Source organism: Myroides odoratimimus, assembly GCF_001485415.1.
GTDB classification, from domain to species: domain Bacteria; phylum Bacteroidota; class Bacteroidia; order Flavobacteriales; family Flavobacteriaceae; genus Flavobacterium; species Flavobacterium odoratimimum.
On record NZ_BCMQ01000001.1, the window covers coordinates 1 to 14608 of the forward strand.

The window sequence follows — 14608 nt, forward strand, 5'->3', positions numbered from 1 at the left end:
TATCCATCATAGCACAAAGATATTATTTTACACTTTCCTCCCCAACTTTTAACGTTGATCCCTAGATCATCTTATAACCTCCCTTCTACTAGCATCAATCTAAAAGTTGTTACTCTGCTTATGTGAAATATAGCCCAAGTAATATTTTTAATGAAAAAGAAAAAATTGTAGACATCATTTCAAATCAAACTAGTCATTCAAGTTGCGAAAAGGCATTAGCAAAATACATATATTAAAAACTCATTAAACTTACAGTAAATGAGTTAGAAGAATGGAAAAACAAAGTAGAATAATTTTCAGTAAAAAACACTCTATTTTTCTTGCACACTAAAAAACAATACTCTATTTTTGCACTCGCAATACAGAAATAGTATCGCAGTCTACAGAAGACGCTCGAGTGGTGGAAGTGGTAGACACGCTGGACTTAAAATCCAGTGGGTAGTAATGCCCGTGCGGGTTCAAGTCCCGCCTCGAGTACAGAGAATCCCAAGCTAACGCTTGGGATTTTTTATTTTATATACCCTGATCTCAATATCGACATCCGATAGAAAACGCAATACTACAATAGTATTGATTTCATAGAGCGAACACTCTTTCGCCTTACTAATTCCAATACATCAGTAATCATGATTAGAATTCAATTTCTGTTTATTAAATTATTTTCAAAAAGAACACTTAATAACCATCTATTAATCAACAAATAAGAATATTTTAATCTTTTTTATTTATAAAAACATCTTTTATTAGTTGTATAGTAAAAAATAATATTCTACATTTGCACTCGCAATACAGAAGTAGTATTGCAGTCTACAGAAGACGCTCGAGTGGTGGAAGTGGTAGACACGCTGGACTTAAAATCCAGTGGGTAGTAATGCCCGTGCGGGTTCAAGTCCCGCCTCGAGTACAAAAAAATCCTAAGTTAACGCTTAGGATTTTTTTTTTGACCATAACTAAAAAGCAGAAGAGTACTAGACGACTCTCCTACTTTTTTGAAAAAAAATATAAAACTAAAAGGGTGAAACACTTTTTGATTTTAAGTAAACCCATGTTTTACTTAAATAAGGCGTGAAGAGTACTAAGATTATAATCACTAATAAAAGTAAACTAAGTATCTCGAAATAATCCATTGCATACCTCAACTCTATTTGTTTGCTAAGATCAGATAACATTATCTTTTCACTTGCTTTCTCAGCTATAGAACTGGGCATACCTCTACTTTTTAACTTCATAGTATTCTGAGTAAGCTTAGTCTCTAGTATAGGATTAGCTATATTTAAATAATCTGAGAAACGACTTAAATGACGATTAGAACTGTACAAACTATAATAATTCATAATCGCTATACTACATGTATAACCAAAGTAGCGTACACCTAAACATACAGCTGCTGCAGAAGCACTAAGTGATACAGGTACTGAAGTAACACAATAAACTATAATAGGCACCATTAACACTCCTACTCCTAAACCTTGACAAAACAAAAGAAGATAATAATCATCTGGATTAGCACTAGGGGCAAACTGCATATACATCCCCACGTGAAACAAAAACAGCGCAATAAATCCTAGACTCCATATAAAGCGCATAGGGCGACGATTAATCAACCAAACACATGCAAGTATCACTCCTGTCACAAGTCCTATTAGATTAAAGCTATTTAGATAAGAAAGGTGTCTCGGGTCTAAATGAAGTGAGTTAATAAAATGTGTATTTGTAATCCCTGATGCAAAACGACAGATATAAAGAATAAACAATAAGAATAACCCTATCTTAAAGTTGCGGTACTTCCATACATGCCAATTAATATAAGGTCTCTTCAGATGCTTTTGTCTCCATACAAAGAAGAATAAGGTAATCAAGATCGTCAATCCTATTAAACGAATATCGCGATCAGCAAACCAATAATACTGTTGCCCATAAATAGTAAGATATCCGAACAGTACTACCACTACAGCAAATAACACAAAGCTCTCCCAATCTAAGCTATACAATGGCAACTTACGCTGGAGACGTACAAAGCGCATAGTCAGCATAATTAATATTAACCCTGGTATAAAAGAAAAAGAAGCTATCTTATACAAAAAGGAATAATCGTACTGATCAACTAAATCTGAAGTAATTAATTGATTAAAGGGTGTTGCACAAATCAAAATACCGTAGAAGCACGAGAAGCTAATCTCCCTAGCTTTAGAACTATCTAAACGGACATATAATGTAGAAATAGATAGATTAACTGTACTAGCAAATAACATTCCTTGTAAAAAGCGAACAGGAAAAACAATGCATAGCGCTTGTACATTATACAGTACTATACAGCCTACTATCTGTAATACATTAAATAGAATAAAGTATTCTTTAGTCGCTAAATACGTAAAGAAACGTCGTTCTAAACTATAAAAAGAGACAAAACCTGCATACAATAGAGATACAGAAAACTGAATGTCTCGTGGATCACATCCAAAGTATCCTGCAGCTGCTGTAGCATTAGCAGCTGGCAGAAAAAACAAGACAATACTCGGCATTAAAAGTACAAAAAGAATGACGTGTATCATCCACTCTGGAATCCAATCAACGAATAACTGAGACGCTTCGTTATTTTGCATTAGATTGTTTTTTAGCTATAAAAACATTGACATTCATCCCCGCTTTTAATAATTCTTCCGAATCAGCAGGTGATATTATTTCTATACGTACAGGAATACGCTGTACAATCTTTACAAAGTTACCTGTGGCATTATCTGGTGGTAATAAAGAAAAACTAGAACCTGTAGCTGGGGCTATAGAAATAACCTTTCCTATAAACTGCCTATCAGGATAGGCATCTGCGACTACCTCTACCTGATGCCCTATCTGTATATTGCGTATTTGTGTTTCTTTAAAATTAGCAATAATCCACTTCGGTGTTTCGTCATTAACGATATAGGTAAGCACCTGCCCTACAGAAATCATCTGACCTAAGTCTATGCTCCTCTTCCCCATTCTCCCTCTATAAGGTGCGGTGATAACGGTATAACCTACAGTCAGATTCTTATACTTCTCAAGTTCTTGTAATCGAGTAATCTCTTTTAATAAAACTTGTTTCTGTGCTTCAATATCTGCTATACTAGCTGTAGCAGCTCGAGCGTGCTCTACACTAGTATTATAATCACTCTGTCCTATATTTAATTGTGCCTGCTTCTCCTCTAGCATTTGTGCAGTAGCTGCATCTTCTTCATAGAGTTTCTTATATCGCTGATAATCCAACTCCTGTTGATGATATTTAGATTCTCTCCCTTGGATTTGGCTCTTTGCAGCAGCAGCAGTTTGAGACAATGTATATTGTCGCGCATCTAATTCCTTTATCAATGCATACTGTTTCGCTATCTCAGCAGAAGTAGTCGCTTGATCATAAGTGTACTCTCGATTATCTACCACTAATAGTGTATCTCCTTTATTCACTATTTGATTCTCCTCAAAGCGCACTTCTGTTAAGAATCCTCCTACTCTAGAAATAACAGGATTAATATACTCTTGTACTTGAGCATCATTGGTTTGTTCATATTTCCAATACATCCATAGTGTGTGAATTCCCCAAAGACTTCCTATCAAAATAATAATAGAAGCTAGATAGCGCGTAATACGTGTGATTAGGCGATCTGTAATTTTAATACGAGTTTTAATATCCATTATAATAAGCCTTTAGCGAATTGAAGAGTATAGTATTTATAAATGCTGTCTAACTTGGCAGCTTCTAGTTCAAATTGTGTTTGTAAATGTTGTACATCAGCATCTAATAAATCTGTAAGCAAAGAAATTTTATTAAAATAAGTACTCTTAGTAATACGTGCATTCTCTGCCGCATATTCTTTATTCTTTGTACACACCTCTATCTGTACCAATGATTCTTGATATCTTAAATATGCCTGTTGTACCTCTTCTTTTATTTGATCTTGTACATATTGATGTTGTAACTCCTCTTTCTCATGTTCTAAAGCACGACTGCGAACCTTGTGTACATTCTGATATAAATTAGAAATAGGAAATGATACCTGTACTCCAATAGTCCCTAAACTGTACCAACTAGGATTATACGGATACAAGAATATCTGTGGATTAGCCATAGTGAAGTTTCCTATTAAGCCAATACTAGGTTTAGTATTAACTTTCACCTTTTTCTGTTCGATTTCACTTAATACCAAGCTCTCCTCTGACAGCAGGTGTTTAAACCCATGTTCTAAGGCAATATCTAAAGCCTCATCATAAGATTCTAAGAATAACTCTTCATTGAAGGAATCTTGTGGTTTAATAAAATCTGTATCCTTACGCCCTGTCAATATAACCAGCTTTTGGTTTTCTATAGAGAGATCATTTTGGAGTTGTACTAAGGTCATTTCTCTCTTCGAGATTTCCATAGTCGCACGAAGAACATCACTTTTTAACACTACTCCATTCTTATATAAATGTTCTATTTCGATTAACTGCTCTTTATGTTCGGCAATATCTTGTGTAATCACTTTTTTAAAACGAGTTAGCTTCGCTAAAGCCAAATAACTCTTGATTGCCTCTAACCGAACTTCTGATTTAGTCATATCTGCCTCGATATTCGCTTTAGCTTCTAAAGTTTTTCGCTCTTCTATTTCTAGATTTTGTCTATTGCCACTATATAGATTTAAGTACATAGACACTCCTGTATTATAGAGCGTATGTATCACATCATGTTGTTCAGGTTTATTAAATATTCCGTTTGTATAAACAGGGATATTACTTGCCTTTTCTGCTTTACCGAAGGCATTAAACACAGGGTATCTACTGATGCGTGCATCATCCGTATTCTCTTTTCTAATCTGTAGTTCTTTGGCTTGAATCAAGCTTCTTTTACTACCAAGATCTGTTTGTTCCCAAATCTCTTGAATACTGAGTTGTATTGTATCCTTGTTGGAAATTGATAGAGTAGTACTCTGACAATACCCCATAGTAACACAGCTGGTGAGTACAGCTAATAAGTGGAAATCCCCAAGTTTCATACGTTGTTTTTAAAATCGGACAAAAGTAAAATGAGTACGATATATCTTGTATTTCTTAAATAGTCATTTTTTTATTCAAAACAGACAAAATCATTATATACTTTTGCGCTCATTAAAAAGAAACACTACAATGAAGATCATCGATTCCTTAGAGTTTATCGATAGTATAGAAGAAGGCGTATTTATCAATCATGAGAAATCGACAAAAAGATATCCTTTACATCAACATCAAAAAGGACAACTCACATATGTAGAAGGAGGGATAACTTATGTGACTGTAGACAATGTCACTTATGTTGTACCAGCGAAGTACTTCTTTTGGATCCCTGAGGGAGTACCACATATATTGAGATTAAGTAACTCTGCTACTGTTCTTCACTCCTTGTATTTTTATATCTCTGATGATGATAAAGATCCTTTTTATACTACACTAGGGATATATGCCGCTTCAGATCTATTAATAGAGATGATAGCTTATACGGTGTGTTGGCATGATAAGATGGTCAATCAAGACACGCCTAATTTTGTTTTTCTACAAGCTTTAAAAAATATTCTACCCACTTTTATCAATAAGAATATACAGTTACAACTTCCATTTAGTGATAATCCACGCATTACTAAGATAACAGACTATCTAGACAGTAGTTTTGGACTTCCATTAACATTGACTGATATCAGTAACAAGTTTAATATGAGTGAACGCTCTGTATCACGCCTCTTCCAAGCTGAATTACAAATCTCCTTCTTACAATACTTAAAAGCATTGCGTATCGTGAAAGCCATAGAACTACTGATGAAGACTGAGCACTCTGTCAGCGAAATAGCCAATACAGTAGGATATGTTACGCTAGGAGCATTTAGCAATGCGTTCTGTGAGTTTACAGGAACACGTCCATTAGAGATGAGAAAGAATAAATAGTGATTCTACTATACTGTGTTTTTACTTACTTTAGAGTATTCAATCCTTATGAATAGGTTAAAGCAGAAATAAAAATTAAATTCTTTAAATAAATACACACGTTTTAATTTCGTTGTTAATGAATAGGAAAAGAGCGTTTCGCTTGCACTTCTTAGGGGATTGCTAGCACATTCCTAGGGGTTTCCTTACCTAGAAGGTGCTTTTGTCGAAGGAATGTGCAAGAACCCCTCAAGCAATCCCCTAGCAGATCAAAACAAAACTATCTTTAACTCATCAATAAACACTGATCAGAAATAGAATTTTAAGTACTTTATTTTAAATTCGGTAATGAGAGATTTTATTATTCCGTTGTTTAAAATACTTTTATTTCACTTCTTCTGTACTTACAAAAAGCTAATTATTAATCAAACTTAGGTGATTATGTATCGGAATAATCGGAATCTACAATAAAAAGAGGTTAGACAGTCTTTAGTGATGTCTAACCTCTTTTTTATTTACACTTAGAGTAGATGTATTTATTTAGATGATATTGCGTGATTGGTCTTAAAGACTTACCAGAGATAGGATGTACCCCTGTTCCTGGGTTATTAAAATAATCATGTTTTCCCTCTCCAGTCTTGACAAACCATACCTTCGGTTTTCCTTTCCTAAAAAACTCGGTATCACAATCAACACTTATTTGTTTAAAATTCTTCAGTATGCTTTTATCATAAGGGACAGGCTCATTACTTACCCCTGCAAAACTCTTTATTGTAGCCTCACCACAGTCATAAGCCACATATCTATCTCCTTCCCACTTCATACATTGATCATTTGATAACATACTACTCACTAAACTACCAACACCTAATAAGCCTATTATAATCACTGTGAAAATTACTAGATTGCGCTTAAATTTATTCTTCGGTGTAGTAGTAGGCAGAGATTCTGCAAATGATTGAACAGGTGGTATATTATCTTCAATAGTTTTCTCTTCTACTGCTTCTCTTTTCTCTTCAACAATAATTGAATCAGCTTGATTATCAGCTACACTCCCCTCTTCTATCTCTACACTACTTTTTCTAAACTTACCATACGGTCTAGGTTCATAATCATACATTAAGGCCACCATTTCTAGTACAGCATGGTTCTTAGATGTATCAGTTTTTTTGCCTAAAAAACTCTGAATAGGTTTAAACCATCCTAGTTCAAATCTATTAATACTATTAACAATATCATTTAGCTCTGTGCTATCACCTCTAAAAAAATCTTTAAGAATTATTTTATCGTCAGGAGATAAATCTTCTCTACACAGTCCAATACAATAATTTCTCAATTGTGCAGGTGATGGAGATAACAGAACTGTGTACTGAGGTAAATCTTGAACTTTATTAATATGTTTTTTTAAACTATCTGTATAGTCATTAATCGTTAGTAAGGTCATAATTATAATTCAATGTAAAACGGAATTATCAGAATCATCGGAATCATCAGATTTACAACACATTGCACTCTAAAAGTCGCCTTTCCTTTGCTGTGTCGAAAATCAGATACGTGTTGTGATGTTTCAAAAGTACGAAACATTTATATGGGTTGTTTACTCGTGATACTAAAATAACAAGGAAGCCATTTTATGTCACTTAAACAACTCGCTTCCCTCAGCATGTATTACTGCTTTTCGCATCTAACTTAATAATTAAACAAGATGAAAAAAACAGTAAAAGTAGCAATGCTATTAGGCGTAATCACATTATCAATGGTAAGCTGTGATAAAGATGACAACCAACTTCAAATGAAGAAAGAGGTTAAAGTGAATGGAATGGATCAGGAGATGGAAAAAGATGATTGGGGCGTTCCACCTATTAAACCACCTGTAAGAAAAATAATGAATAATATAAACGACCAAGAAATAGAAAAAGATGATTGGGGCGTTCCACCTATTAAGCCACCTGTAAGAAAAACAATGAATAATATAAACGACCAAGAAATAGAAAAAGATGATTGGGGCGTTCCACCTATTAAACCACCTGTAAGAAAATAATAAATAATATAACTATTTAATAAATTATGAACTGAAAAATAAACAATTATAATATATTATAAAACAGTAATGATTTTACCAAGTTTAGAGAATAACTTTTATTCTCTAAACTTTATTTTTAAAACATAGTTTATACTATATGATTAGCACCAATTTATGATACATCAGTAAAAGTAGTAATACTATTGGATACAAGCATATTGATGAAGATGATAATCAACTTCAGATGAAGAAAGAGGTTAAAACGAAAGGGATGAATGAACAAGAATGTATTGATTGGAGAAGTACACCAATTAAAAGACTAAAATAATACCATAAGCATCAAATAAAAACTATAAATTCGAAGAATGAAAAGAACTTTACTCACTTCTTATTCCTCGAATTTTTTATGGATAATAATTTTATCCTTTTTAGTATGCTCTTGTAATAAGAGTGATGATACTAAAGTGATTGATTTAAAGAAATTAGACAGTGCATATCACTATCAGCAAAAAGCTGATAGCCTTTATCACTTAAATCAACTAGACAGCGCTTTTAATAATTATTTAAAATCAAATCAGTTATTTAAACATCTTGCTAAAACAGAAAGTATTACTTATAATAATTTAAGGATCTCAACTATATACTTGATAGCAGGGGATCCCAATAGTGCTCAAGAAATACTTGTTAATGAAATTTCCCAAACTAATAATATATCTCCTACTTTTAAAAACTATATATATTCAATTTTAGCAACCTGCTACTCAGAGCTAATTGATTATGATTTATCCAATAAATATGCTTATAAGTCACTTAGAATTTCCAATATATCAGTTGAAGCCAAAGCTATAATAAATAACAATATAGCTTCTAATTATATTAGTTTAAAAGAATACACTAAAGCAATTGATATTTTACAAGACATTCTTTCTTCTAATGTATTTAAAGAAATGCCTCTAGAACAAGCAAGATGTTTGAACAACTTAGGAAAAGCCCTTTACTTACAAGACAAATCACAAGGATTAAAAGAATTAGAAGAAGCCTTAGCTATAAGACTAAACGATATCAATCAAAATGACATCTATAGAAGCTATATCAACCTAGCAGAATATTATACCTTAAATAAAGATTATCACTCTGCACATGACTATGCCTTAAAGGCTTATGAAATCACTACAACTAATAAAAATAAAAAAGACAAACTACAAGCACTTGAATACCTCATCAAGTCAAGTACAGACAGTCCCTCTAAGTATTATGCAGATTATATAGACCTTTCTAAAGAAATCGCTACGGAGACTCAACAAGCGAAGAATCAATTCGCTAAAATACGTTATGACTTTGAACAACATGAACAAGAGAACATTAAGCTAAAACTTGATTTACAACACAGTGAACTAGTATCTGCTAGAAGTAAAAATGCTCTTTATGTGAGTCTTCTTTGTTTATTGGCAGGTGGAGTGATTACATCTTTTATTTACAGAAGAATAAAACATCGTCATAGACTAGATAAGATTCAACAGTCTTACTTAACAGAAACTAAAATTGCTAAAAAGATACATGACGAATTAGCGAATGATGTATTCAATGCATTAACGTATACACAGAACTTTAATCTTCAAACTCCAGAAACAAAGAATCATTTACTATCTGATCTGGAGTCTATCTATAAAAAAGCAAGAAATATTTCTCTGCAACATAGCTCTATTGCAACGGATGAAACCTTTGTTACCCATTTGACTAATTTATTCAATGAATACACTACTGCTAACTGCCAGATTATCATCTCAGGGCTTGACAACTTTGATTTTTCTTTACTTGATAAGAATCAAAAGATAACCATCTATCGAGTAATACAAGAATTATTAGTCAATATGAAGAAACATAGTATGGCTACTATAGTAGTGTTCAAATTCAGTGAAGATAAAAAACACTTTAAAATATTCTATTCTGATAACGGTGTAGGAATCATACAGGAGGATATTAAATCAAAAAATGGGCTTTCAAATGTGGAAAACCGTATTACTAATATTGGAGGAACATTTATATTTGATTCAACTAATAAACTGGGTGTAAAGTATAATATCCAATTACCGAAAAAAAATTATGTTTAAAAAGATATTAGTTGTCGAGGATTATGATAGTATCAATATTGGTATTGTACAAGCCCTAAGTGACAACATTCCGCAGGTCGAAGTATACAGTACTAAATACTGTGATGATGCTTGGCTAAAAATTCAAGGTGCTAAGAACAATAACTCACCGTTTGATTTAATCATCTCTGACTTGTCTTTTCAAGAAGACTATAGAGAAACTAAACTAAAGGGAGGAGCAGACTTAATCAAATTAATACGTGAACAAGATGACAATCTTAAAATCATTGTCTATTCTATAGAAAACAGATTTATAGAAGTAAGTGAATTAATAGATGATTTAAAAGTCAATGCTTATATCAGCAAAGGGAGAAATAGTATTAAAGAACTACTAGCGGCTATCACCTATATCCAACAAGAGGAAAAACCTTATCTATCACCAGATATCAAGGATGTAAAAGATAATCCTGTCACACTAGTACTTCAAGAGGAAGATTTAACTATTCTCCGTCTACTAGCAGAAGGGTACTCTCAAAGTGAAATGAGCCATAAGTTTAAAGAAGATAATTTATCGATAGCAAGTACAAGTAGTATCGAAAAGAGAATAAGCCGTTTAAGAGTTTCTTTTAATGCTAAAAACACAACACACCTTATTGGTATTGTAAAAGATATGGGAATCATTTAAACCCGGACTCTCCTCCATTAGCTAAATACTACAGTAAACTCTAATACTCATCAATCATTTTGACATAAATATTCACTAAATGAGGTTTTCCGTAAAACACTGTCATTTTTAGCCAGTACTTTTACCTTCCATAAATCATGCTGTATTATGCAAAAATATGTTTATCTATTAGTTATCTCTTTCTTTCTTCTTTTTTCTGGTTGTAATGAAGGGCGATATACAGTAATGGAGCCTACAGAAGAAGATAAAGCTTACCAAGTAGAAATAGACTCTATATTGACTATTTACAGTCAACATGCTTCTATCTACTCAGAAATATACCCGAAAGCGCTATATGGTAATAAAGAGGCCTTAAAAAGATACTCTGATCTCATGTTAGATATTAATGTATTAGATAATAAATTAAATCTATTAATTAATCAGAACAGAATAACATCCAACCAACTTAAGAAATATATGAAATTGAGAAAACAATTTACTCAATAAAAAAAAGCAGGAAGATCTTTCCTGCTTTTTTATTATGATGCAACTTCTAATCGTTGCAATAAGTTTTTATTTAATGCCTGAGCCGTGTAGTCTTTATCTACATTTAACTCTTTTACTCCATCTTGGCTAGGTAACTCGTACATAGCGTCTGTTAGAATAGCTTCACATAACGATCTCAATCCTCTAGCACCTAACTTATACTCTAGTGCTTTATCCACAATATAATCTAATGCCTCATCAGTAATAGAGAACTTAATACCATCCATTTCGAATAGCTTTTCATATTGTTTTATTAGAGCATTTTTAGGTTCCGTAAGAATTGCACGCAATGTCGTCTTATCTAATGGATCCATATGCGTTAATACAGGCAACCTTCCAATAATCTCAGGGATTAATCCATAGTCCTTAATATCCTTTGGAATAATATACTGCATTAGGTTAGTACGATCTACTTGATCTCCTTCTACTGTAGACTTATATCCTACAGCTTGCATATTTAATCGTTTAGAAATAAGTCTTTCAATTCCGTCAAAAGCTCCTCCTGCTACGAAAAGAATATTCTTTGTGTTTACTTCAATAAACTTCTGATCTGGATGCTTTCTTCCTCCTTTAGGTGGTACATTTACTATACTTCCTTCTAGAAGCTTTAATAAAGCCTGCTGAACTCCTTCTCCTGATACATCACGTGTTATAGATGGGTTATCACTCTTACGCGCGATTTTATCTATCTCATCTATAAAGATGATACCACGTTCTGCTTTTTCTACATCGTAATCTGCAGCTTGTAAAAGTTTAGTAAGAATACCTTCTACGTCTTCTCCTACATAACCAGCCTCTGTTAATACTGTCGCATCTACAATAGCTAATGGTACGTTCAACATTCTAGCAATTGTTTTTGCTACTAATGTTTTACCTGTACCTGTCTGTCCCACCATCAAGATATTACTCTTTTCGATTTCGATATCTTGATCATCGCCATTCATTTCTTGTAGAAGACGTTTATAGTGATTATAAACAGCTACAGACATTACTTTCTTAGTTTGATCTTGTCCTATGACATACTCATCTAAGAACGCTCTTATTTCCATTGGTTTCTTAAGTAATAAATCACTTGACAAATCACTTAAATGTTTTGACTGTTGTTCTTCTAATACTATACCATAAGCTTGCTCTACACAACGGTCACAAATATGAGCATCTATACCAGCAATTAGAATATTTGTATCAGATTTAGCACGCCCACAGAATGAACATGACATTTCTTCTTTAGCCATAAATTATTTTCTAATTAAAACCTCATCAATCATTCCATATTCTTTAGCCTCTTGTGCAATCATCCAGTAGTCACGATCACTATCATGATGTACTTTCTCCATAGATTGTCCAGAGTGCTTAGAGATGATTTCGTATAATTCATCTTTTAATTTTAATATCTCACGAGCTGTAATTTCGATATCAGAAGCTTGTCCTTGTGCTCCTCCTAATGGTTGGTGAATCATCACTCGTGAATGTGGTAATGCAGAACGTTTTCCTGCAGCTCCAGCACATAATAACACAGCTCCCATTGATGCTGCCATACCTGTACAAATCGTTGCTACATCAGGTTTGATTAACTGCATTGTATCATAGATACCTAATCCAGCATAAACACCTCCTCCAGGAGAGTTCACATAGATACTAATGTCTTTCTCGTTATCTACACTTTCTAAGAATAATAACTGCGCCTGTATAATATTCGCTACATAATCATCAATAGCTGTTCCCATAAAGATGATTCTATCCATCATTAAACGTGAGAACACATCCATAGAAGCAACGTTCATCTGTCTTTCTTCTATAATGTAAGGAGTCATACTACTAACGATTTTATCGTAGTACATACTATTTATTCCTTGGTGCTTTGTAGCAAATTTTTGAAACTCTTTACCAAAATCCATATTCTTCTTCAATTTATTTTAAATACTATATAAAAAAATAAGCGCCTCTCTTTAACAGAAAGACGCTCAAATATACTTATTTTTTTCCGGATATTATTCTCCGTACATTTCCTTAACGAAATCTTTGTAAGATACTTCTTTTACTTCAGCTTTTACTTTATCGTTAAATAAAGCTAATACTTTTTCATTCATTACTTGCTCAGAAATACGTCTAACTTCATCTTGGTTAGTCATTACTCTAGCAACAATATCTTCAACTACTTTAGCTTCAGGATCCATTTGTCCAAACTGAGCCATTTGATCTTTAATCAACTTAGTAGTATATTCTTTAATTTCTTCGAAGTTTAATTGTAAGTCATATTGAGACATTACTTTTCCTTCTACTAATTGGTAACGTAAACCTTTTTCTGATTTTGTGTACTCAGCAGCAGCTTCTTCAGCAGTCATTGGAGTCTCACCTGCATCCATTAACCATTTAGTTAAGAAAGCAGCTGGTAATTCAAATGAAGTATTCTCTAATAAATGTTCGTAAACATCGTTTAAGAATTTTTGATCTGCTTGACTAGCAAATTGCTTTTCAGCATCTTCTTTGATTTTTTCTTTTAATTGCTCAACAGAAGTAACAACTCCTTCTCCAAACAATTTATCGAATAACTCTTGGTTTAATTCGGCTTTCTCTGTTTCATTGATTTCGTTGATAGTAAATACTACATCAATTTCTAATCCGTGAACTTTATCATGATCAACAGCTAAAACTTCCATTAATTTATGGTCATCTTCGAATAAACCTTTAGTACTTACAGTAACTTGGTCACCTACTTTTTTACCAATAAATTTCTTTTGGTTTGTTTTAGTTCTGATATCGCTTACAGCAATCTTAACTTCATTATTGATTCCCTCTTCTTCGTTAGCGAAAGTACCTACCATTTCTGATGTTTCTTCTACTACCTCTTTAGAGATCATTTTTCCGTATTGTTTTTGAATAAACTCAACTTGCTCGTCAAGCATAGCATCATCAGCTACAACTTTGAACTTCTTGATTTTATTTTTACCTTCTAAGTCTAAAGAAAACTCAGGAGCTAATCCTAATTCAAAATCAAATTTTAATACATCTGCATCCCAGTTAATATCATTAGCTACTGGTAATGGATTTCCTAAAATATCTAATTTTTCTTCTACAAGATAGTTACTTAATTTTTCTTGCAAAATTTTGTTTACTTCTTCGAACAATACAGCTTTACCATATTGTTTTACGATTAAACTCATTGGAACTGCACCTTTTCTAAATCCAGGAACGTTTGCGTTCTTTTTGTAGTTAGATAAAACGTTATCTACATTACCTTGGTAATCTTCTTTTGCAAGCTCAATAGTTACGATTGCATTAAGAGCATCTACATTATTTCTTGTAATATTCATTTTTGATGTATTTACATATAAAATTGGGTTGCAAAAATATATTATTTTTACAACCCAAACAACTTTTTAA

General features: G+C 32.8%; 12 protein-coding genes and 2 tRNA genes. 7 read left to right on the forward strand and 7 right to left on the reverse strand.

Annotated features, from left to right (window positions below):
* Positions 1-391 precede the first annotated feature (391 nt).
* Positions 392-477, forward strand: a tRNA-Leu gene (locus MODO_RS00005).
* Between the two features lie 341 nt (positions 478-818).
* Positions 819-904: transfer RNA gene (locus MODO_RS00010), tRNA-Leu, on the forward strand.
* Between the two features lie 103 nt (positions 905-1007).
* Here MODO_RS00010 and MODO_RS00015 read toward each other — a convergent pair.
* Genes MODO_RS00015 through MODO_RS00025 form a run of 3 tightly spaced genes read right to left on the reverse strand, consistent with a single transcriptional unit; the run spans position 1008 to position 5003 of the window.
* Positions 1008-2603, reverse strand: coding sequence for an efflux MFS transporter permease (locus MODO_RS00015; protein WP_006257301.1), 1596 nt, complete (start codon positions 2601-2603; stop codon positions 1008-1010).
* Positions 2593-3666 (reverse strand): HlyD family secretion protein, encoded by a 1074-nt coding sequence (locus MODO_RS00020; RefSeq protein ID WP_006257304.1) that lies wholly within the window; start codon positions 3664-3666, stop codon positions 2593-2595. The genes MODO_RS00015 and MODO_RS00020 overlap by 11 nt, the downstream gene beginning before the upstream one ends.
* Entirely contained in the window at positions 3666-5003 is a 1338-nt protein-coding gene (locus tag MODO_RS00025) for a TolC family protein (RefSeq protein WP_059050588.1), read from the reverse strand. Before MODO_RS00025 ends, MODO_RS00020 begins: the two co-directional genes overlap by 1 nt.
* 130 nt (positions 5004-5133) lie before the next feature.
* Here MODO_RS00025 and MODO_RS00030 point away from each other — a divergent pair, with 130 nt between their 5' ends.
* Positions 5134-5922 (forward strand): helix-turn-helix domain-containing protein, encoded by a 789-nt coding sequence (locus MODO_RS00030; RefSeq protein ID WP_006257307.1) that lies wholly within the window; start codon positions 5134-5136, stop codon positions 5920-5922.
* Positions 5923-6412: 490 nt separating this feature from the next.
* Here MODO_RS00030 and MODO_RS00035 read toward each other — a convergent pair whose 3' ends face one another.
* Positions 6413-7345 carry a hypothetical protein gene (locus tag MODO_RS00035; protein WP_006257308.1) on the reverse strand — a complete coding sequence of 311 codons (933 nt, stop codon included), beginning with the start codon at positions 7343-7345 and terminating at the stop codon, positions 6413-6415.
* A gap of 261 nt (positions 7346-7606) precedes the next feature.
* Between MODO_RS00035 and MODO_RS00040 the strand changes: the two genes are divergently transcribed.
* The 4 genes from MODO_RS00040 to MODO_RS00055 all read left to right on the forward strand — a co-directional run bounded on the left by MODO_RS00040 (position 7607) and on the right by MODO_RS00055 (position 11185).
* Positions 7607-7942 carry a hypothetical protein gene (locus tag MODO_RS00040; protein WP_006257309.1) on the forward strand — a complete coding sequence of 112 codons (336 nt, stop codon included), beginning with the start codon at positions 7607-7609 and terminating at the stop codon, positions 7940-7942.
* Between the two features lie 347 nt (positions 7943-8289).
* Positions 8290-10035 (forward strand): tetratricopeptide repeat-containing sensor histidine kinase, encoded by a 1746-nt coding sequence (locus MODO_RS00045; protein WP_006257310.1) that lies wholly within the window; start codon positions 8290-8292, stop codon positions 10033-10035.
* Positions 10028-10699, forward strand: a complete 672-nt coding sequence (locus tag MODO_RS00050) for a response regulator (RefSeq protein WP_006257311.1) — start codon at positions 10028-10030, stop codon at positions 10697-10699. Before MODO_RS00045 ends, MODO_RS00050 begins: the two co-directional genes overlap by 8 nt.
* 147 nt (positions 10700-10846) lie before the next feature.
* Positions 10847-11185 (forward strand): hypothetical protein, encoded by a 339-nt coding sequence (locus MODO_RS00055; RefSeq protein ID WP_006260559.1) that lies wholly within the window; start codon positions 10847-10849, stop codon positions 11183-11185.
* A gap of 32 nt (positions 11186-11217) precedes the next feature.
* Here MODO_RS00055 and clpX read toward each other — a convergent pair whose 3' ends face one another.
* From clpX to tig, 3 genes are all read right to left on the reverse strand, one after another.
* A complete protein-coding gene (clpX, locus tag MODO_RS00060; RefSeq protein ID WP_006257314.1) occupies positions 11218-12459 on the reverse strand; it encodes an ATP-dependent Clp protease ATP-binding subunit ClpX in 1242 nt (413 codons plus the stop codon).
* Between the two features lie 3 nt (positions 12460-12462).
* Entirely contained in the window at positions 12463-13122 is a 660-nt protein-coding gene (gene clpP, locus MODO_RS00065) for an ATP-dependent Clp endopeptidase proteolytic subunit ClpP (RefSeq protein ID WP_006257315.1), read from the reverse strand.
* Positions 13123-13215: 93 nt separating this feature from the next.
* A complete protein-coding gene (tig, locus tag MODO_RS00070) occupies positions 13216-14538 on the reverse strand; it encodes a trigger factor (protein ID WP_006257316.1) in 1323 nt (440 codons plus the stop codon).
* Positions 14539-14608 lie beyond the last annotated feature (70 nt).